Origin of the sequence: Bacillus haimaensis, assembly GCF_048270625.1 — a bacterium.
Lineage (GTDB): Bacteria > Bacillota > Bacilli > Bacillales > Bacillaceae_I > Sutcliffiella_A > Sutcliffiella_A haimaensis.
Genome location: NZ_CP158164.1, coordinates 945569 through 964848 on the forward strand (window position 1 = coordinate 945569; position 19280 = coordinate 964848).

At 41.6% G+C, this 19280-nt stretch carries 20 protein-coding genes and 1 pseudogene; 19 read left to right on the plus strand and 2 right to left on the minus strand.

The window, feature by feature from the left end:
- The first annotated feature begins 234 nt into the window (after positions 1 to 234).
- The 6 genes from ABN702_RS04540 to ABN702_RS04565 all read left to right on the plus strand — a co-directional run bounded on the left by ABN702_RS04540 (position 235) and on the right by ABN702_RS04565 (position 6365).
- On the plus strand, positions 235 to 1206 hold the full coding sequence (locus tag ABN702_RS04540; protein WP_417899580.1) for a PstS family phosphate ABC transporter substrate-binding protein: 972 nt from the start codon (positions 235 to 237) through the stop codon (positions 1204 to 1206).
- A gap of 138 nt (positions 1207 to 1344) precedes the next feature.
- On the plus strand, positions 1345 to 2250 hold the full coding sequence (pstC, locus tag ABN702_RS04545) for a phosphate ABC transporter permease subunit PstC (protein WP_417900825.1): 906 nt from the start codon (positions 1345 to 1347) through the stop codon (positions 2248 to 2250).
- A 1-nt stretch (position 2251) separates the two neighbouring features.
- Positions 2252 to 3136, plus strand: coding sequence for a phosphate ABC transporter permease PstA (gene pstA / locus ABN702_RS04550; protein WP_417899581.1), 885 nt, complete (start codon positions 2252 to 2254; stop codon positions 3134 to 3136).
- A gap of 20 nt (positions 3137 to 3156) precedes the next feature.
- Positions 3157 to 3981: a phosphate ABC transporter ATP-binding protein PstB gene (pstB, locus tag ABN702_RS04555; protein WP_417899582.1), complete on the plus strand. Its 825-nt coding sequence runs from the start codon at positions 3157 to 3159 to the stop codon at positions 3979 to 3981.
- Between the two features lie 12 nt (positions 3982 to 3993).
- Entirely contained in the window at positions 3994 to 4656 is a 663-nt protein-coding gene (gene phoU, locus ABN702_RS04560; RefSeq protein WP_417899583.1) for a phosphate signaling complex protein PhoU, read from the plus strand.
- Positions 4657 to 4910: 254 nt separating this feature from the next.
- Entirely contained in the window at positions 4911 to 6365 is a 1455-nt protein-coding gene (locus tag ABN702_RS04565; RefSeq protein ID WP_417899584.1) for a SulP family inorganic anion transporter, read from the plus strand.
- Between the two features lie 94 nt (positions 6366 to 6459).
- On the opposite strand, the gene ABN702_RS04570 is transcribed toward ABN702_RS04565, so the two are convergent.
- Complete coding sequence (locus ABN702_RS04570; protein ID WP_417899585.1) at positions 6460 to 6648, minus strand: hypothetical protein; 189 nt, start codon at positions 6646 to 6648, stop codon at positions 6460 to 6462.
- A 169-nt stretch (positions 6649 to 6817) separates the two neighbouring features.
- On the opposite strand from ABN702_RS04570, the gene ABN702_RS04575 reads away from it, so the two are divergent.
- The 3 genes from ABN702_RS04575 to arsC are packed head-to-tail and all read left to right on the plus strand — an operon-like array spanning position 6818 to position 8950.
- Positions 6818 to 7159, plus strand: a complete 342-nt coding sequence (locus ABN702_RS04575; RefSeq protein WP_417899586.1) for an ArsR/SmtB family transcription factor — start codon at positions 6818 to 6820, stop codon at positions 7157 to 7159.
- A gap of 15 nt (positions 7160 to 7174) precedes the next feature.
- On the plus strand, positions 7175 to 8473 hold the full coding sequence (locus ABN702_RS04580) for an arsenic transporter (protein WP_417899587.1): 1299 nt from the start codon (positions 7175 to 7177) through the stop codon (positions 8471 to 8473).
- Positions 8474 to 8530: 57 nt separating this feature from the next.
- Positions 8531 to 8950: an arsenate reductase (thioredoxin) gene (gene arsC, locus ABN702_RS04585; RefSeq protein WP_417899588.1), complete on the plus strand. Its 420-nt coding sequence runs from the start codon at positions 8531 to 8533 to the stop codon at positions 8948 to 8950.
- 49 nt (positions 8951 to 8999) lie between these two features.
- On the opposite strand, the gene lepB is transcribed toward arsC, so the two are convergent.
- Positions 9000 to 9518: a signal peptidase I gene (gene lepB, locus ABN702_RS04590; protein ID WP_417899589.1), complete on the minus strand. Its 519-nt coding sequence runs from the start codon at positions 9516 to 9518 to the stop codon at positions 9000 to 9002.
- Positions 9519 to 9907: 389 nt separating this feature from the next.
- On the opposite strand from lepB, the gene ABN702_RS04595 reads away from it, so the two are divergent.
- The 10 genes and pseudogenes from ABN702_RS04595 to ABN702_RS04640 all read left to right on the plus strand — a co-directional run bounded on the left by ABN702_RS04595 (position 9908) and on the right by ABN702_RS04640 (position 19254).
- Complete coding sequence (locus ABN702_RS04595) at positions 9908 to 10354, plus strand: MarR family winged helix-turn-helix transcriptional regulator (RefSeq protein ID WP_417899590.1); 447 nt, start codon at positions 9908 to 9910, stop codon at positions 10352 to 10354.
- A 74-nt stretch (positions 10355 to 10428) separates the two neighbouring features.
- On the plus strand, positions 10429 to 11295 hold the full coding sequence (locus tag ABN702_RS04600; protein ID WP_417899591.1) for a permease: 867 nt from the start codon (positions 10429 to 10431) through the stop codon (positions 11293 to 11295).
- A gap of 196 nt (positions 11296 to 11491) precedes the next feature.
- On the plus strand, positions 11492 to 11869 hold the full coding sequence (locus ABN702_RS04605; RefSeq protein ID WP_417900826.1) for an ArsR/SmtB family transcription factor: 378 nt from the start codon (positions 11492 to 11494) through the stop codon (positions 11867 to 11869).
- Entirely contained in the window at positions 11844 to 13976 is a 2133-nt protein-coding gene (locus tag ABN702_RS04610; protein ID WP_417899592.1) for a heavy metal translocating P-type ATPase, read from the plus strand. Before ABN702_RS04605 ends, ABN702_RS04610 begins: the two co-directional genes overlap by 26 nt.
- A 78-nt stretch (positions 13977 to 14054) precedes the next feature.
- Positions 14055 to 14710, plus strand: a pseudogene (locus ABN702_RS04615) (response regulator).
- Positions 14711 to 14756: 46 nt separating this feature from the next.
- On the plus strand, positions 14757 to 15857 hold the full coding sequence (locus tag ABN702_RS04620) for a PAS domain-containing sensor histidine kinase (protein ID WP_417899593.1): 1101 nt from the start codon (positions 14757 to 14759) through the stop codon (positions 15855 to 15857).
- A 194-nt stretch (positions 15858 to 16051) separates the two neighbouring features.
- Positions 16052 to 16777 (plus strand): Crp/Fnr family transcriptional regulator, encoded by a 726-nt coding sequence (locus ABN702_RS04625; RefSeq protein ID WP_417899594.1) that lies wholly within the window; start codon positions 16052 to 16054, stop codon positions 16775 to 16777.
- 174 nt (positions 16778 to 16951) lie between these two features.
- Positions 16952 to 17110: a cytochrome c oxidase subunit 2A gene (locus tag ABN702_RS04630; protein WP_417900827.1), complete on the plus strand. Its 159-nt coding sequence runs from the start codon at positions 16952 to 16954 to the stop codon at positions 17108 to 17110.
- A 19-nt stretch (positions 17111 to 17129) separates the two neighbouring features.
- Complete coding sequence (locus ABN702_RS04635; protein WP_417899595.1) at positions 17130 to 17597, plus strand: cytochrome c oxidase subunit II; 468 nt, start codon at positions 17130 to 17132, stop codon at positions 17595 to 17597.
- Between the two features lies 1 nt (position 17598).
- A complete protein-coding gene (locus ABN702_RS04640; RefSeq protein WP_417899596.1) occupies positions 17599 to 19254 on the plus strand; it encodes a b(o/a)3-type cytochrome-c oxidase subunit 1 in 1656 nt (551 codons plus the stop codon).
- Positions 19255 to 19280: the final 26 nt, after the last annotated feature.

The following is a 19280-nucleotide window of genomic DNA, read 5'->3' on the forward strand; positions in this document are numbered from 1 at the left end:
AAAAGCACTCATTGCGAGTGCTTTTTTTATTGCATTCTACCTATATTGTCAGATTGCAATAGCATAAACTTAACAAAAATCGCTATTATTCCCCAATTTTCATCAAAAAAGAGGAGATTTACAAAACCTTTACACTTGGTTCATACGTGGTTAATACGTTGATTATATTATAAAACTCGTAGGGCAAGATAAACAGAAACATCAAAAAACAAAAACCTTAGGGGGAATTAAGAAATGAAAAGCTTCAAACGTTTTTTATTACTTACAATCGTAGCATCACTAGCAGTATTTGCTGCAGCATGCGGTAACTCAAACAATGGATCTTCAGAAGGTACATCCGCTGAAGGTGGAGAAGAACTTGAAGGTAGTGTAGTAATTGATGGATCTGGAACAGTATTCCCGTTCATGTCTGTAATGGCTGAAAAATACATGACAGAAGCTCAAGAAGGTGTATCAGTTGAAGTAAGCCGTGCAGGTACTTCTGCAGGTTTCAAGAAATTCCTAGTTGAAGATGGTACAGATTTCAACAACGCTTCTCGTCAAATTAAAGACGAAGAAAAAGCACAAGCTGACGAATTAGGTATGGAAGTAAAAGAAATGAAAGTTGCACTTGACGGTCTAACTATCGTTATCAATAAAGAAAATGACTGGGCTCAAGAATTGACTGAGCAAGAAATTATCGACATCTTCTTAGCGGAAGGAAACAAGAAGAAATGGTCTGATGTTCGTCCTGATTTCCCAAATGAAGAAATCAAAACATATGGACCAAATGAAAACCACGGAACTTACGAGTTCTTCTGGGAAAAAATCCTTGAAGAAAAAGATTTAGCTGAAGGTACAAACCTGCAACAAGAATACTCTACATTAGTAGACCTTGTTTCTAAAGATAAAAACGCAATCGGATTCTTCGGGTATGGTTACTATGCTAACAACACAGATAAATTAACGGCAGTGAAAGTTGACTTCGGTAACGGACCGGTGGAACCATCCCTTGACACAATTGCCGAAGATGGAGACTATGCTAACTTTACTCGCCCAGTATTCACATACTTGAATGTTGGAATGGCAAAAGAAAAACCTCATGTTCTTGATTATGCAATCTACACAATGCAAAATGCACAAAAAGTTGCGAGTGAAACAGGTTTTGCTCCTTTAACTGATGAAGAAATTCAGAAATCTGTTGAAGAACTAGAAGGTTTAAAGTAAATTTTTCCGGGGAGATGGGGAGCTATGATGCTCCTCATCTTCCCATGTGCACTAAAACAGGCTATGGATGATCCTGTTTTGGGATGAAAGGGGTATTTCAAATTGGCAAATCAGAAAGAAAATATCAATGTGAGAGAGATGATTCAACAGAATAAATCCACTCTCAATACAAACAGGCTTATTGAGGCATTTGTGCCAAAATTCCTTTTGGTGATTGCAACGATTTCCATTTTTACTACTATTGGTATTGTATTTACTTTATTATTTGAAACAGTGGAATTTTTTAAAAGAGTACCATTCCTAGAATTCTTTACAGGTACCGTTTTGAAGCCTTTGGGTGAAAATGCTCAGTTTGGAGTATTGCCATTATTAACCGGTACGATCATTTCGTCACTTATCGCAATGGTTGTAGCAATTCCTATTGGATTAATGTCAGCAATATTTTTAAGTGAATATGCTTCAGATAAAGTCAGAAGAATATTAAAACCGATTTTGGAGGTTCTTGCCGGAATCCCGACAATCGTGTATGGTTTTTTCGCTTTTACTTTTGTAACACCACTATTAAGAGCAATCATTCCTGGTTTGGAACCAACAAATATCCTCAGTCCAGGTATCGTAATGGGTATCATGATCATTCCAATGGTTGCCTCCCTATCGGAAGACGCCATGAGCTCCGTTCCTAATGCAATGAGAGAGGGAGCCTTAGCACTTGGATCTACGAAGCTTGAGGTGGCATGGAAGGTTGTCGTCCCTGCTGCAATGTCTGGAATTGTCGCATCCTTTGTTCTTGCTATTTCACGTGCAATCGGAGAAACGATGATTGTAACGATTGCAAGTGGAAGTACAAAGAATTTTACGTTTGATGTAACACAATCAATGCAAACGATGACTGCTTATATTGTCGAAGTAACCGGTGGAGATGCACCAGCTGGTTCAACTTTATATTACAGCTTGTATGCTGTTGCGATGACCTTGTTTGTTTTTACTTTAATTATGAACCTGATCGCTCAGTATATCTCTCGCAAGTATAGGGAGGAATATTAAGATGAAATATGTTGATGCAGCACAAGTACAAAAAAAGATGAACTCAAGACTGACTGTAAACAATTTTGCGAGATCCTTTTTCTTATTTGCCACTTTAATCGGTCTTGTTGTTCTAATCATATTATTCTACCGAGTTATTTCACAAAGTATGGGTTGGATCGATCTTCAGTTTATTACGAATAAATTATCTACCATGGCCGATAGAGCAGGGATCATGGGAGCAATAATGGGAACTTTATGGTTGATGCTTGTTGTAGCACCTATTACCTTGTTCCTCGGAGTTGGGACAGCGATATATTTAGAAGAGTATGCCAAAAAAGGCCGCCTTCAACGATTTTTACAGATGAATATTTCTAATCTTGCAGGTGTTCCTTCGATCGTTTTTGGTATCTTAGGGTTGACCATCTTTGTTAGAGCAGCTGGTCTAGGAAATATTGTTCTGGCTGGTGGATTGACCATGGCATTACTCGTTCTGCCTATCGTAGTAGTAGCCAGTCAGGAAGCAATTCGTTCTGTACCTGGATATCTGAGGGAAGCATCTTATGGAATGGGTGCCACGAAATGGCAAACCATCAAGAATATCGTTTTACCTGCTTCTATACCGGGTATTTTAACAGGAGTAATCTTAGCGTTATCCCGTGCAATCGGGGAAACTGCTCCACTTGTTGTATTGGGAATACCTGCATTATTGATTCCACTTCCAGAAGGAATCTTTGATAAGTTTACGGTGCTTCCAATGCAAATCTACTATTGGACCATTGACGCGGCTCTTGTATCAGAATACGCAAATCTGGCTGCAGCAACGATTGTGGTATTACTGTTCATTTTATTGGTCATGAACTCTATTGCGGTTATTATTCGAAATAAATTCCAAAGAAGATTTTAATCTAAGAGGAGGAATCATCCATGCAAGTTGTGGTACCTGAACGTGAAAAGAAGAATGCGACTTCTTCAACTGCAAACACTCCAACAGACAAAAAAATAGTTTATCATACAAAAGATCTGAACCTGTGGTACGGAGAAGATCAGGCTTTGAAAAACATCAACCTGCCGATCTACGAGAATGAAGTAACAGCTATCATCGGACCGTCCGGATGTGGTAAATCCACCTATATCAAAACGTTGAACCGGATGGTTGAACTTGTACCAACTGTAAGGATTTCCGGAGATATTTTATATAGAGATAAAAACATCCTTTCCAAATCGTATAAAGTAGAAGAATTAAGAACAAATGTAGGTATGGTATTCCAAAAACCAAATCCATTCCCAAAATCCATCTATGACAATATTGCTTATGGACCGAGAATCCATGGTATCCGCAATAAGAAGGTCCTAGATGAAATCGTGGAAAAAAGCTTGCGTGGAGCGGCAATCTGGGATGAGGTTAAAGATCGTTTAAACGAAAATGCATACGGCTTATCCGGCGGACAACAGCAGCGTCTATGTATCGCACGTTGTCTTGCTATCGAACCTGACGTAATCCTGATGGACGAACCTACATCCGCACTTGACCCGATTTCTACATTAAAAGTGGAAGAGCTGGTTCAGGAACTGAAAAAGGATTACAGTATTGTAATCGTGACACACAACATGCAACAGGCAGCTCGTATTTCAGATAGAACAGCATTTTTCTTGAGCGGGGAAGTGGTAGAATACACCGAAACGGATAAGCTATTCTCCAACCCGTCTGATAAACGTACAGAAGACTATATTACCGGTCGCTTCGGATAAGGGGAGAGTACAATGACAGTTCGTGGACAGTTTCAAATAGATTTGAATACTTTAAGAGATAAGTTATTGGAACTTGGAAGCTTGGCGGAAATTGCATTAGGCAAATCCATCACGACCCTCACCAACAAGGATATAGATCAAGCGCTTCAGATTATTGAAGATGATTATAAAGCAGACCGTCTTGATGAAGAGATTAATGATTTCGCGATTCTCTTAATAGCAAAACAGCAACCGGTGGCAGTGGACCTCAGGAGAATCATTGTCGCAATCAAGATTTCTACCGATGTGGAACGGATTGCGGACTTTGCAGTTAACATCGCAAAGTCAACTATCCGTATCGGCGAAAAGTCAGAGGATCTAATTCCAATCGAAAAGATTGTAAAGATGCATAATATCGCAACAGAAATGCTTTCACTTTCCTTAAAGGCCTATTATGATGAAGATGTTGTACTTGCTAAACAGGTAGCAGAAATGGATGATCAGGTTGATGAGCTATACGGTGAAAACATCCGAGAGTTGTTGAAGCTGACAAAGGATTACCCAGACATGATACCACAGATCACGCAGCTATCCTTCATCTGCCGTTATATTGAGAGAATGGCAGATCATACAACGAATATTTCGGAAAACATTCTCTATCTTGTAAAAGGTCGACACTATGAATTGAATGAATAGAAGTTGACGTTCGGGGACCTGTCCCTCGTCCCACCGTGTGGGACGAGGGACAGGTCCCCTTTTTTGAAGAATATACGAAAAGTGAAGAAAAAGAGAGAAACAAAGAGATAGAGGGACATATGTTCATTTGTTTCCGTTTTCGTCGTGATTTTCACAATTTCAAATATATGTTATGATTTTTCCTGTTGCAAACGGACCCGACTTTCTTGAGAGTAGAAAGTCACAAAAACTAAATAACAGGGAAGAGGTGTGCTATGTTCATAGCAACTTTAAAACAAGAATGGTTTGGTAATGTGCGTGGGGATATTCTTTCGGGGATGACCGTTGCCTTAGCCCTCATTCCAGAAGCAATTGCATTCTCTATCATTGCGGGTGTTGACCCGATGGTAGGACTATATGCATCCTTCTGTATTGCCGTGGTTATCGCTTTTACAGGTGGCAGACCAGGGATGATTTCTGCTGCAACTGGGGCAATGGCCCTATTGATGGTTACATTAGTGGCAGACCATGGACTGGAGTATTTATTTGCTGCGACCGTCCTTACCGGAATCATTCAAATATTGATGGGTATATTTAAGCTGGGTAAATTTATTTCCTTTTTACCACAGGCTGTAATTATTGGATTTGTGAATGCCTTGGCAATTTTAATTTTTATGGCTCAGTTAGAGCAGTTTGTAGATGCAACATGGGTGATGTACGCATTTGTTGCAGCAACACTTGCAATCATCTATATCTTGCCTCGTTTTACAAAAGCAATTCCTTCCGCTTTGTTTGCAATTGTTGTCATTACTGCGGTTGTAGTATTCGGGGGAGGATTCGGATTAAATACAGTTGGTGATATGGGGGAAATAACCAGGTCATTACCAATGTTCCATGTACCTATGGTGGAGCTTTCATGGGAAACCTTCATGATTATTTTGCCATACGCATTTACACTAGCGATTGTGGGTCAATTGGAGTCATTATTAACAGCAACTATCGTAGATGAAATGACAGATACAAAGAGTAATAAGAACCGTGAGATGAAAGGACAAGGTATCGCGAATGTTGTCACTGGATTCTTTGGCGGGATGGCAGGATGTGCGATGATCGGGCAATCTGTCATCAATGTGAAGTCAGGCGGAAGAGGAAGACTTTCAGCATTTGTAGCCGGGGTATTCCTATTGTTCCTGATCATGGTCCTAGGTGACATAGTGGTGCAAATTCCAATGGCCGCATTGGTCGGTGTCATGATAATGGTTTCCATTGGAACGTTTGATTGGCAGTCTATCCGAGAACTGCACAAGATACCACGTGCCGATGCAGTTGTAATGGTTGTAACAGTAGCCATTGTTGTCTATACGCATGATCTCGCAAAAGGTGTGGGAGCAGGGGTTGTGTTGAGTGCTTTGATTTTTGGCTGGAAAATGGCAAAGATCCGAGCAACTATACAACTGGAGAACGACAAAATGGTTTACAAAATTACAGGACAGATGTTTTTTGGAACAATGAGTCATTTTGTTGACTTGTTCGACTATCAGAACGATCCAGTAGAAATCGTGATTGATTTCAGCAACACACATGTTTGGGATCAGTCAGCCGTTACGGCAATTTCCAAAACGGTCTTAAAATATCAACGCTTAGGGAAGAAGGTTACGATAATCGGGCTGAATGAAGAAAGTGAAGCACTTGTTAACAGAGTCGGATTATCTGTTCCGTCGGGGCATTAATGTGTAGAAAGGGTGAGACGAAATTGTCTCACTCTTTTTTTAGAAGTTCAAAAATAAATATGAGCATAATAAAAAGGAGCTTTTAAAGGCTCCTTTATGAAGTGTGATGAAAAAAGGAAATAAACGATGATAGGTAAGCCATCATTGATTTGCTTTTTTTGGTAATCTGTTTTATTTCATTTTTAGCCTCTTCTTGTTCCACATGCAGGTTTTGAAAAGCTCGTCGTCTGTACTGATAATCCATCATCTCACAGCCATCACCTTTCCCAGTCATATGTTTCATGGGAGCGCTTTCTTTATTTTAGTGTACCAACTGTCTGATTATTCCGCAATTGATCTTTACGTTTTTTTTACAATAGAATGGTTGAAACAAATATATAAGTGTTTTATTATATAAGCATATTGTTATATAAGTAATCTATAATATACTATTTCCGAAGGTTGGTGAAACTATGCAAACTGTCTTGAAAATGGAAGAAGCGGCGTCAACCCTTAAACTGCTAGGGGACAAAACAAGGCTATCCATGGTGGCATTGCTGCAGGATCATGACTGCTGTGTTTGTGAGTTTGTCGAAATCTTTCAGATGAGTCAACCCTCCATCAGTCAGCACTTGAAAAAGCTCAAGGACATTGGGCTTGTAAAGGAGTCTAGAAAGGGCCAGTGGATTATGTATTCACTAAACAGCGGCCATGCTCACTATGAGATGGTAAGTTCCATTTTGGAGCATGTGCCTAGATTAGAGGAGAAAATGCTGGAGCTGGAGAGAAAAGGACTTAGAATAACTTGTAACTAAACGGGGGTATAACGCTTGCTTGAAATTATTTTAGCATCATCGATTTTTTTACTTACATTGATATTTGTTATCTGGCAGCCTAAAGGTTTGTCTATTGGTTGGTCAGCATGCGCTGGAGCACTCTTGGCGTTGCTTGTTGGAGTTGTCTCACTACAGGATGTATATGATGTAACTGGTATTGTGTGGAATGCGACCTTGACGTTTGTCGCACTCATCATCATTTCCTTGATTTTAGATGAAATCGGCTTCTTTGAATGGTCCGCACTTCATATGGCCCGTTTTGCAAAGGGAAGCGGATTGAGAATGTTCATCTATATTACCTTGCTTGGAGCACTCGTTGCAGCGTTTTTTGCCAATGACGGAGCAGCGCTAATTCTAACGCCGATTGTACTTGCAATGGTAAGGAACCTTAACTTTAATGAAAAGATGATCCTGCCATTCATTATGGCGAGTGGGTTCATTGCAGATACGACCTCTTTACCGCTTGTAGTAAGTAACTTGGTTAATATCGTTTCTGCAGATTTCTTTGACATCGGTTTTGTGGAGTACGCATCGCACATGATTGTCCCGAACTTCTTTGCCCTTGGTGCGAGTATAGCAGTTCTTTATCTGTTTTTCCGTAAAAGCATACCAAAGGACTACGATATGTCCGTGTTGAAAAAGCCGGAGGAAGCCATCAAAGACCTTAAGCTTTTTAAACTATCCTGGGCTGTCTTAGCAGTTCTTCTTGTTGGATATTTCATCAGTGAGTTTGCAGGAATTCCAGTTTCGTTTGTAGCAGCAGCAGTAGCGGTTTTCTTTTTAATCGTAAGTAGAAGAAGCCCAGCCATTCATACTAAGAAAATTGTCAAAGGGGCACCATGGGCCATCGTATTTTTCTCGATTGGTATGTATGTGGTGGTATATGGTCTTCGTAATGCAGGACTTACGAATGTCCTGACGGATCTCATCCAGATGGCAGCAGATGAAGGATTGTTTGTAGCAACTATCTCCATGGGCTTTATCGCAGCGATTCTATCGTCCTTCATGAACAATATGCCTACAGTCATGATAGACGCTCTTGCCATTAAAGATACAGCAACTGAAGGTGTCATTCGCGACGCTCTTATCTATGCCAACGTGATTGGTTCGGACTTAGGTCCAAAGATAACGCCTATCGGTTCCTTGGCAACTCTACTTTGGCTACATGTACTAAGCCTTAAAGGTGTGAAGATCTCTTGGGGGTACTACTTCAAAGTGGGAATAATCCTTACCATCCCAACACTATTTATTACCTTGCTTGGCCTTTATTTTTGGCTATTATTCATTGGTTAAAAACAGAGGCTTTCTGTTTATATAAACTATCAAATATAATTTAAAGGAGTTTTCATCATGACAAAAAAAACTATCTACTTCCTATGTACAGGTAACTCTTGCCGCAGCCAAATGGCAGAAGGCTGGGGGAAAAAATATTTGAGCGATGAGTGGGATGTTTACAGTGCGGGTATTGAAGCGCATGGTGTAAATCCGAGTGCCGTGAAAGCAATGAATGAAGTAGACGTGGATATCACCAACCAGACGTCCGACACGATCGACTCTGAAATCCTGAAAAAGGCAGATCTTGTTGTAACACTATGCGGCCATGCAGCTGATGTATGTCCGGCAACTCCTCCTAACAAGGAGCGCGTGCACTGGGGCTTCGATGATCCTGCTAAAGCGGAAGGCACTGAAGAAGAAAAATGGAAGTTCTTCCAACGAGTTCGTGATGAAATTGGCGATCGTATCAAGACATTTGCAGAGACTGGAAAATAAGCTATGTAAAAAAACGAGCATAGGCACGCTGGCCATGCTCGTTTTCCTATTACGGTATGCCGACCCCGCTGAAAGGATAAAAGCGAATTTTCACTTCCCCGAACACATCCTCTTCCGGGACAAATCCATACATTCTGCTATCTCCGCTGTGCAACCGGTTATCCCCCATGACAAACAAACAATCCTCAGGGACCTCTACTTCAAAATCCTCGGTTAATGCAAATGGGGAGGACTCCTTGTTTTTATCCAAATATGGTTCCTCCACAAGCACATCGTTTATGTATAACTGATCATTATGTACCCTCAGCCTATCTCCTGGCATCCCAATCACCCTTTTAATATGCTTATCGCTTGAAGTTGGTGCTTCAAAGACAATCATATCAGAGTGTTCGATTTCACTCATTTTCATTACCATTACTCGATCATTATGATGGAATGTAGGACTCATGGAACCTCCATTAACAGTGACTGGTGTAAAAAGAAACTGGCGGCATATTATAACAAGCACCACCACAGCCAAAAGAGATTTGATCCAAGAGAAGACTTCTGTTTTCGTACTATTCTCCATTCGCAACCCACCTAAAGCAGCTTAATCGTCTATCTACTATAAATACGAAACAAATACTACAAAAGTTTCCATTATTTATTAAAAAACAGGTAATTTTAATTCATTGTACGGCCGAGTTATTAGATGAGCTAGTCCTTCAAAGTCTGTTATCAACGAAAATAAGGATTTATCCACGGATTTGCCCGATATATCAATGAAAATAAATAGATATCAACGAAATTTTCCATATATCAACGGAAACACTTGAGATATCGATAAAACGCATTTTTCGACAAAAACCATCAAATGAAATTACCCAATTACATGCATGAAAATTATTCAAGAAACTAACAGAATAATACTTGCAAAATGCAAATAATTATCTATAATAAAGCTAAGAGGTGAAAATAATGGAAGATATTAGAGCGATGCTACAAGTCACCATGCGTAGATTCGGCATGCTGAACAAAAACTGCTGTACAGTTGATAGCCTGGATATATCTATGGTGCAAAGTCATATCCTATATGAAATAGCGCGAAAGAATCTCCCTTCCATGCAGGAGGTGGCAGATACGATCGGGATGGACATCACAACCTTCAGCAGACAGATCCAAACACTCAAAAAAATGGAGCTGGTGGAAAAAAGCCAATCGGCAGAGGATAAGAGAGTGTACCACCTAAGCTTGACTACCAAAGGGAAGCAAGTGGAAGAAGGCATCAACGAACAAATGAAGCAGTACCTGGGAAATGTTTTTTCTCACATAAATAAAAAAGAACAAGAAGAGGTAATGAGATCCCTGCAAATACTGAACGAAGCAATGGGCAAAACCAATATGTGCTGCAAGCCCTTCTCCTAAGCAAGTGAAAAGCTTGCTTTTAAAACCTTAAATACTTGCAAAATGCAAATAAAATGAATGAAGAGGTGTTTACTATGTGGAAAGAAGTTCTTTCAAGTTTTTTCTATATTGCGCTTGAGCTTACTGTATTGTTTATTCTCATTACATTCCTGGTTTCCGTTGTTCAAATGATCATCCCTTATCACAAAATGGAAAAGTGGATGAATCATCCCAATGTATGGCTCGGTTCATTCCTTGCAGTGCTGTTCGCTTTTATTACACCATTCTGTTCCTGCTCCACCATTCCTGTTGTCGTAACGCTGCTCCAGAAGAAGGTTCCCTTTGGAATAGTAATGGTATTCCTTTTTGCTTCACCTGTGCTCGATCCAACGATACTCACCATCATGACTGCATTTCTTGGGTGGAAGGTGGCGCTGTTTTACACCATCATTACGACCACCCTTTCTGTGGTAATAGGGTTGACACTTGGTAAATTGGGATTTGAAAAACAAGTGAAAAATGTCATACTGAAAAGCTATAATCCTGAAAACAAAGGCTTCAGTATCAAGCAAGCGGTCTCAGAAACCCTTGTATTAATGAAGACAGTGTATCCATATCTCATTATCGGTGCTGCTATCGGTGCGATCATTCATGGGGCTGTTCCAACGAGCTTTATTACACAATATTTCGGTGGGGACAATTGGTGGCTGGTACCGATTGCAGCGATAATCGGGATACCGTTATATATTCGCTTAAGCACGATGATTCCGATATCACAAATGATGATTGCAAAAGGAATGGCGCTTGGTCCGGTCATGGCGCTTGTCATCAGTTCGGCTGGCGCAAGCTTACCGGAATTGGCCCTTCTGAACTCTATTTTCAAAAAGAAGCTTGTTGCAGCTTTTGTGATTTCTGTAATTAGTATGAGTACGGTGTCAGGATTCCTGTTTTACCTGGTGTAAAGAAAAGTTTATGTGGATGACATCTCCCGCTCTTCAGGATACTAGAGGGGAAGGTGTCATTTTTTTAGTTATTCAAAAGTTTGTTTGAATAATCGTTGACAATTGTCACGTCATCACATACGATAAAACTATAATATACATTCAAATGGATGTTTGAATAGGAGGGTGAACGGTGGCAGATAAAGTGATTCAAGCTGTGGAAAAAGATACATGTGAGACCTTTTGCTATGATGAGCAGAAAGTAGACATTCTCAAAAATAGAGTGGAAGAAGTCAATGGAGTGGAATTGCTGTTCAAAGCCCTATCCGATTCCACCAGAATAAAGATTGCTTACGCATTAACCTTGGAAAAGGAACTGTGTGTTTGTGATGTTGCGAATATTATCGGGTCTTCCACTGCAACAGCCTCCCATCATCTGAGATTGCTGAGAGGTATGAACCTGGCGAAGGTTCGTAAGGAAGGGAAGCTCGTATTTTATTCCTTGGCGGACGATCATATTCATCAATTAGTTTCCATTGCATTAATACATTCCAAAGAAGGTGTAGTCCATGGAGGAGAAAGCATTACTAAATAGTAAAGAGACATATAGATTGCAGGGACTTTCCTGTACGAACTGCGCGGCTAAATTCGAAAAAAATATCCGTGATATACAGACAGTTAAAGAAGTGCAGCTTAATTTTGGAGCATCAAAAATAACGGTATATGGGGACGCAACAGTGGAACAGCTCGAAGCAGCAGGAGCTTTTGATGGCATAAAAGTGATACCTGAGAAACAGAAAGAGGATGGGGAGCCGAAAATCCCATTCTGGCAGAAGAAAGAAAACAGGAATACGATGGTCTCCTTGCTCTTTCTTCTTTTAGGCTATATATCCGTATATCTGTATGGGGAGGAGTATTTTTCAACCATCCTTCTATTTGGGATTAGCATCTTGGTAGGTGGTTACCCGTTATTTAAAATCGGGATAAGGAACCTGTTCAAGCTGGAATTTGATATGAAAACACTGATGACCGTTGCCATTATCGGTGCAGCCATAATTGGGGAATGGGGCGAAGGGGCTGTAGTTGTTTTCCTGTTTGCTCTTAGTGAAGCACTTGAAGGCTATAGCATGGATAAGGCCCGGGAATCCATCCGTTCCCTTTTGGATATTGCCCCTAAAAAAGCAATCGTTAGAAGAGGGTCGCAGGAGCTGGAATTGGCTGTAGAGGATATTCGAATCAATGATATCCTCCTCATCAAACCAGGACAGAAAATTGCCATGGATGGAGAAGTGGTAAGAGGGCAGTCTTCCATTAACCAATCCACTATTACCGGCGAGTCGATCCCAGTCCTGAAAGTCGTAGGGGATGAAGTTTTTGCCGGTACCTTAAATGAAGAAGGGGCGCTTGAAGTAAGAGTAACCAAACGGGTGGAAGACACCACGATAGCGAAAATCATCCATCTTGTGGAGGAGGCCCAGGCGGAGCGGGCACCTACCCAAGCCTTCATTGATAAATTTGCGAAATACTATACACCTGCAATCATGGTCATTGCACTCTTGATTGTCCTGATCCCTCCCTTATTTCTTGGAGGGGAATGGACTGAATGGATTTATCGGGGATTGGCGGTATTGGTGGTTGGATGTCCGTGCGCGTTAGTCATTTCCACCCCTGTCGCCATTGTAACAGCGATAGGAAACGCAGCAAAAATGGGAGTATTGATAAAAGGAGGCATTCATTTGGAGGAAGCTGGCCGATTGAATGTTATCGCTTTTGATAAAACAGGAACACTTACGCAAGGAACGCCTGAGGTAACCGATATACAGACCTTTAACGAAAAGTCAGAAAAAGAGATACTGGGCATTAGCATGGCCATTGAAAAGTACTCGCAGCATCCCCTTGCATCCGCGATTATCAGAAAAGCGGAACAGCAAGATATTTCTCAAGCTGATTATCTGGCAGAAGACTTCCAATCGATAACCGGTAAAGGTGCGAAAGCATTCATTCAGAACGAGACCTATTTTATTGGAAGTCCATCACTATTTGACGAGTTGATGGAAGTTCCTCCTGCCACCAACGAACATGTAAGGGACCTGCAGACACAAGGGAAGACAGTCATGCTTGTAGGGACGGGTAAACACATCATTGGGTTGATTGCAGTGGCAGATCAGGTACGGGATAGCAGTAAACGGGTACTTGAACAGCTAAAAAGTATCGGTATCAGAAAAACGATTATGTTAACGGGAGATAATGAGGCAACTGGCCAAGCGATCGGGAAACTGGTAGGTATTAACGAAGTGAAGGCTGAGTTGCTACCACAGGATAAACTTGAAGCAATCAAGTCACTTCGCGCTCAATACGGTAAAGTTGCGATGATTGGCGACGGTGTAAATGATGCCCCTGCCTTAGCTGCTGCAACGGTAGGCATTGCAATGGGTGGAGCAGGAACAGATACGGCTTTGGAAACGGCAGATATTGCTCTCATGGCCGATGATCTCGAAAAACTGCCATATACCATTAAGCTGAGCCGCAAAGCACTAGCCATCATCAAGCAGAATATCCTTCTTGCACTAGGGTTGAAAATTTTAGCGCTGCTGTTGATTGTTCCGGGCTTGCTCACCTTATGGATGGCAATCCTTGCTGATATGGGAGCAACTCTCATCGTCATCATCAATTCATTGAGACTATTGAAAGTGAGAAAATGAATTTGGGCATTTAACCCCTCCGGAGAAAAGTACTGGAGGGGTTTTTGTTGTATAATTTGGATAGAGAGGTGATGCGCAATGATACGTATTTTACTGGTTGATGATCATGCAATGGTCCGAATGGGATTGATGATGCTGCTTGATGCGAATCCGGAAATGGAAGTGGTAGGTCAGGCATCCGAGGGGAATGAAGCCATCATGATGGCAGAGCAGCTCGCACCTGATGTAATCCTGATGGACCTGAGCATGCCGCATGGCAAGGATGGGCTGACTGCAACCATCGAATTAAAAAAGCGTATGCCTGAAGTCGTGATATTGATTTTGACGATGCATGACGATGATGAGTACTTGTTCCGGGTCGTACAGTCTGGCGCTTCCGGCTGCATACTTAAAAGTGCTCCCCATGAAGAGCTTCTCTCTGCCATACAAACGGTTGTTTCAGGAGAGGCTTACCTCTATCCAAAAGCTACGAAAAGGCTGATGGAGGATTATGTCACCAAGGTGAGGCAAGGGGAAATCATGATACATATTCGATTCTTTCCGACAGGGAAAGAGAAATCCTCAGTTTGATTGCCAAAGGGTACGCCAATAAAGAAATCGGAGAGATGCTTTTCATCAGTGTCAAAACGGTGGAGACGCATAAGAGCAATCTGATGGAAAAGCTGCAAATGAAAACCCGCCCGGAGCTTGTAAAGTATGCGGCTAAAAAAGGCTTATTGGATTTTGGTGTATAGCCAATATTGGCAAATTGTCTTTAAAGCAAAAGAAAGGGGTATTTCAATGGAAACTGATATGGGAGATATAAGAAAATCGATGAAGGATGGGTGGAATGGTCCAAAAGTCGGTCAACCAGGATTTCATAAAGACAAGGATAGGGAATTAGCGGATTTAAAATATGCATTGGATGAATCTTCCATTGTCGCTCTCACTGATAAAAATGGCGTTATCACTTATGTAAACGATAAGTTCTGTGAGATATCAGGGTATAAACGTGAAGAAGTAATGGGGAAGACCCATAGGATCATCAATTCCTATCATCATCCGAAAGATTATTTCCGTAATCTTTGGGAAACCATCCGTCAAGGGGATGTTTGGAAGGGTGAAATCAAAAATAAAAAGAAAGACGGGTCCTACTACTGGGTGGATACGACCATTGTTCCTTTTTTGGATAAAGACGGGATTCCATATCAATATCTTTCTATCCGTACTGAAATCACAGAGCGGAAACTTGTCCAGGAAAAGCTTCAAACAATGATGACTAAGCTCATCCATATCCAGGAAGAGGAGCGGAAGAAGGTATCCCGTGAGCTTCATGATGGAATAGGACAAAACCTCTATAGTCTGCTTATCACCATCAATCGTCTCCATACGGAAGTGGAACATCCATTGATTCAGCATTTGCAGGCAGATGTAACCAAGATGATTGAAGACATCCGTGGCATCTCCTGGGATCTCAGACCTTCACTTCTTGATGATCTGGGACTGATTCCGGCCTTGCGATCATTCATTAACCGATATGCAAAGCATTACGGGATTATGGTTGATTTTCAAAGTGAAGTATCCGGCAGATATGATGTACAAATCGAAACAGCGGTGTACCGTATCATCCAAGAGGCGCTTACCAATGTCAGGAAGTATGCCGATGTAAATGAAGTCGGTGTATCGATACATGGTGATGAAGAGAGGCTGAAGTTTGAGGTAATGGATAAGGGCGTTGGATATGACCCTTTAAAAGAGAGGGTAGGTGTCGGACTTTTCAGTATGGAGGAGCGGGCGAAAGCTGTTCATGGAAAGCTTCATATAGAGACTCGTCCCGGGAAAGGGACTTTAGTTATAGCGACGATTCCAATTAGGGAAGATGAGCCTTTTCATAACGAGTAATAGTGAGGGGAGCGGTCTGAATGAAGACTTGCTGCCTTTTTTATGTGGTGAAAATTGCAGTCATAATCTTTCCATCATAGTAATAGGGGACTCCCTGGAGATTTATGGGGAGTTTCCCTGATACTCGAACTCAAGCGCTTTTTCTATAATGAAACCAGATGGACCATATGTCAATAATAAGGGGTGCGGTTTCAATGGAATCTACGAAAATACCACAAACCATAAATAACAATCATAGCAAGAACATTTTTTCAGATGAAACATGGAAGCTTCTGAGCGAAATCATGTTTGAACACAAAATTAAAAAAGGATCCTACTTGTTTGCCGAAAATGAAAGTGCGAACAGGCTTTTTTATGTTCGAAAAGGTCAGTTGAAGATGACGAAAATGACGGATGATGGAAAGGAAATCATGATTCATCTTTTCAGGGAGGGCGATCTCCTGGGTGAGTTTGGAAGTTTGGAGAAGGGGAAACATTGCTTCAGCACTGTGGCGAAAGAGGATTGTGTCATTGATCTCATCTATCTCGAAGATGTCGATTTCATTTTATCCAACAATGGAAAAGCCGCGATGGAGTTTGTCCGGTGGATGGCAAGGAAAAATCAGATAACGAATTTGAAGCTGCGTGATCTATTATTATATGGAAAAAAAGGGGCTCTTTGCTCCACGCTGATCAGGCTCTCCAATTCCTTCGGGGAAGTGGAGGAGGACGGCATCTCCATAAAGGTAAATCTGACAAACCAGGAGTTCTCGGAAATGATCGGCACTTCCCGGGAAACGGTAAATCGGATGCTTGGTGCACTAAAAAAGGTAAAAGTGATTGATTATGATGAAAATGGAATGCTGCGAATCTTGAATCTGCAATACTTAAGGGATGAATGTCATTGTGAGGATTGCCCTTTGGAGGTTTGCAGAATCTAGCTGTCTATAAGCTTTGTAAAGATTGGAGAAGGATGGAATTTACCATTTGTCTGCAATCTTTTTTTGTTCATCATTCTGTCAAAATAATCCTTTTGAATGTGATATTTATCACAGTGTCAGCCTGACGATTCAAATACACTGACAATAGGAGGTAAGGAAAGGGGGAGAGACGTGATGGAACCTAAGGTTACTCCTAGAAATGAGGTCAATGTCAAAACAACTCCAAAGACTGAAAGTACATTAAAAGGGACTTTTATTTCCGTATTATTGGTTGGTGTTTTTATCTTCCTTTTATGGGCTGGAATCTATGCTCTTTTCTTAACGAGACTATAAAAATTTGGGGTGAATCGCAATGCATATGCACAAATATGAAAAATGGTGGCTTCTGATAGGTGGGGGAACCTTGATCCTATTCCTATCCATCATTGGAGTCAGCGCTTTTGCCATGGGACATACACCACCTAGTGACCATATGATCATCGATCCGGCGAAAGTGGATGAAACAGCTCCGTTTAACGAACCAGGTTTGAAACAAATTGGAGAAAATGAATTTGAATTGGTGATGGTATCTCAGGCATTCTCCTTTATGCCTAATGACATTCAGATCCCAAAAGGAGCTACCGTCCATTTCAAAGTCACGAGCAAAGACGTTGTTCATGGATTTGCTATTGCTAATACCAATGTCAATATGATGATTACACCAGGTCATATCAATTCCATTACACACACGTTTGATGAGGCTGGAAGCTATCTGATCCTCTGTAATGAGTATTGTGGGGCAGGTCATCAAGTAATGAGCGCAAAGATTGAGGTGAGCTGATATGAATTTGAACAAGGTTTCCGAAATAATTGATAAACGTGATGCGAAACTGATTTTGGCACATTTTTTCGTGGCTTTTACCGCTTTGTTTCTTGGTGCGGTGGCTGGACTTTTACAAACCCTGGTCAGGAGCGGAACGCTGACTTTACCCGCTGGCATTGGCTATTATCAGCTTTTAACGGCACATGGCGTGCTACTTGGACTTATATTTACAACATTTTTCATTATCGGATTTTTATTGGCGTGTATCAGTCGGACCACAGGCAAGCTTAACTCTGGCTCGCGCTTAAGTGGATGGCTCGGATTCATTACGATGACTTCCGGAACCGTTCTAGGTGTCATCATGATCCTCTTGAACAAGGCGACCGTCCTGTATACTTTCTATGCACCCTTGCAGGCATCACCTTGGTATTATATCGCCTTGACCTTGGTGATTGTGGGCAGCTGGATCGGGGGGTTCAGTATGATCCGTCAATATTACTTGTGGAAAACAGCGCATAAAGGAGAATTATCCCCACTTCTCAGCTTTATGGCCATCATGACCATGCTACTGTGGTTGATTGCTACGATTGGTGTCGCAGTATCTGTCCTGTTCCAGTTTATCCCATGGTCCTTTGGTTGGGTAGAGACGATCAATATTCTGTTGAGCAGAACGCTTTTCTGGTATTTCGGTCATCCATTAGTCTATTTCTGGCTGCTTCCAGCCTATATTTGCTGGTATGCGATTATTCCAAAGATAATCGGAGGCAAGATCTTCAGTGATTCGTTGGCAAGGTTGGCATTTGTTCTGTTCCTGCTGTTCTCTATTCCTGTTGGATTCCACCATCAGCTTCTGGAGTCAGGAATATCACCGTTCTGGAAATATCTGCAGGTTGTGTTGACGTTCATGGTAATTGTGCCGTCCCTGATGACCGCATTCTCCTTATTTGCAACCTTTGAATTGTCAGGGCGCGAAAGAGGAGCAAAAAGCCTGTTTGGATGGTTCAAATTGCTTCCATGGAAGGATGCGAGATTTTTTGCACCGATGGTGGGAATGCTCATTTTCATTCCTGCTGGAGCGGGCGGAATTGTAAATGCGAGTAACCAGCTTAATCAGGTTGTGCACAATACACTTTGGGTAACCGGGCATTTTCATTTGACAGTGGCATCCTCTGTTGCCTTGACGTTCTTTGGGATCGGATATTGGCTGGTACCGCATTTGACAGGCAGAAAATTGACTGCGAAGATGCACAAGCTTGCCAACCTCCAAACAATACTGTGGGCTGTCGGAATGTTCTTCATGTCTGGTGCAATGCACACGGTCGGACTGTTTGGGGCGCCGCGACGGACCTCCTATACGACCTATAAAGATCATCCTGATGCATTAGGATGGATTCCTTATGAAGTCGCAATGGCAGTAGGGGGAAGCATTCTTTTCATCGCAATTCTGTTACTGATGTATGTCATAATCAACCTGGCTTGGTTTGCTCCTAAGGGTATGGAGGAGTTCCCGTTAGGAGAAGTTGCTCCAAATGCCGAAAAAACGCCGAAAATCCTGGAAAACTGGAAGCTATGGATCGGCATCACCATCGCCCTGATTCTGTTTGCCTATACAATACCAATCATAAATATGATTCAACATGCACCACCGGGATCACCTGGTTTCAAACTCTGGTAAACAACTACAAACATTGGGAGGAATAC

What these genes read in the sequence shown, in the direction of transcription:
- ABN702_RS04620 (WP_417899593.1), top strand. Translation starts at nt 14,757, where the DNA reads ATGGAAACTGATATGGGAGATATAAGAAAATCGATGAAGGATGGGTGG.
- ABN702_RS04575 (WP_417899586.1), top strand. Translation starts at nt 6,818, where the DNA reads ATGCAAACTGTCTTGAAAATGGAAGAAGCGGCGTCAACCCTTAAACTG.
- ABN702_RS04540 (WP_417899580.1), top strand. Translation starts at nt 235, where the DNA reads ATGAAAAGCTTCAAACGTTTTTTATTACTTACAATCGTAGCATCACTA.
- pstC (WP_417900825.1), top strand. Translation starts at nt 1,345, where the DNA reads ATGATTCAACAGAATAAATCCACTCTCAATACAAACAGGCTTATTGAG.
- ABN702_RS04625 (WP_417899594.1), top strand. Translation starts at nt 16,052, where the DNA reads ATGGAATCTACGAAAATACCACAAACCATAAATAACAATCATAGCAAG.
- ABN702_RS04630 (WP_417900827.1), top strand. Translation starts at nt 16,952, where the DNA reads ATGGAACCTAAGGTTACTCCTAGAAATGAGGTCAATGTCAAAACAACT.
- lepB (WP_417899589.1), bottom strand. Translation starts at nt 9,518, where the DNA reads ATGGAGAATAGTACGAAAACAGAAGTCTTCTCTTGGATCAAATCTCTT.
- ABN702_RS04635 (WP_417899595.1), top strand. Translation starts at nt 17,130, where the DNA reads ATGCATATGCACAAATATGAAAAATGGTGGCTTCTGATAGGTGGGGGA.
- pstB (WP_417899582.1), top strand. Translation starts at nt 3,157, where the DNA reads ATGCAAGTTGTGGTACCTGAACGTGAAAAGAAGAATGCGACTTCTTCA.
- ABN702_RS04640 (WP_417899596.1), top strand. Translation starts at nt 17,599, where the DNA reads ATGAATTTGAACAAGGTTTCCGAAATAATTGATAAACGTGATGCGAAA.
- ABN702_RS04595 (WP_417899590.1), top strand. Translation starts at nt 9,908, where the DNA reads ATGGAAGATATTAGAGCGATGCTACAAGTCACCATGCGTAGATTCGGC.
- arsC (WP_417899588.1), top strand. Translation starts at nt 8,531, where the DNA reads ATGACAAAAAAAACTATCTACTTCCTATGTACAGGTAACTCTTGCCGC.
- ABN702_RS04600 (WP_417899591.1), top strand. Translation starts at nt 10,429, where the DNA reads ATGTGGAAAGAAGTTCTTTCAAGTTTTTTCTATATTGCGCTTGAGCTT.
- ABN702_RS04610 (WP_417899592.1), top strand. Translation starts at nt 11,844, where the DNA reads ATGGAGGAGAAAGCATTACTAAATAGTAAAGAGACATATAGATTGCAG.
- pstA (WP_417899581.1), top strand. Translation starts at nt 2,252, where the DNA reads ATGAAATATGTTGATGCAGCACAAGTACAAAAAAAGATGAACTCAAGA.
- ABN702_RS04570 (WP_417899585.1), bottom strand. Translation starts at nt 6,648, where the DNA reads ATGAAACATATGACTGGGAAAGGTGATGGCTGTGAGATGATGGATTAT.
- phoU (WP_417899583.1), top strand. Translation starts at nt 3,994, where the DNA reads ATGACAGTTCGTGGACAGTTTCAAATAGATTTGAATACTTTAAGAGAT.
- ABN702_RS04565 (WP_417899584.1), top strand. Translation starts at nt 4,911, where the DNA reads ATGTTCATAGCAACTTTAAAACAAGAATGGTTTGGTAATGTGCGTGGG.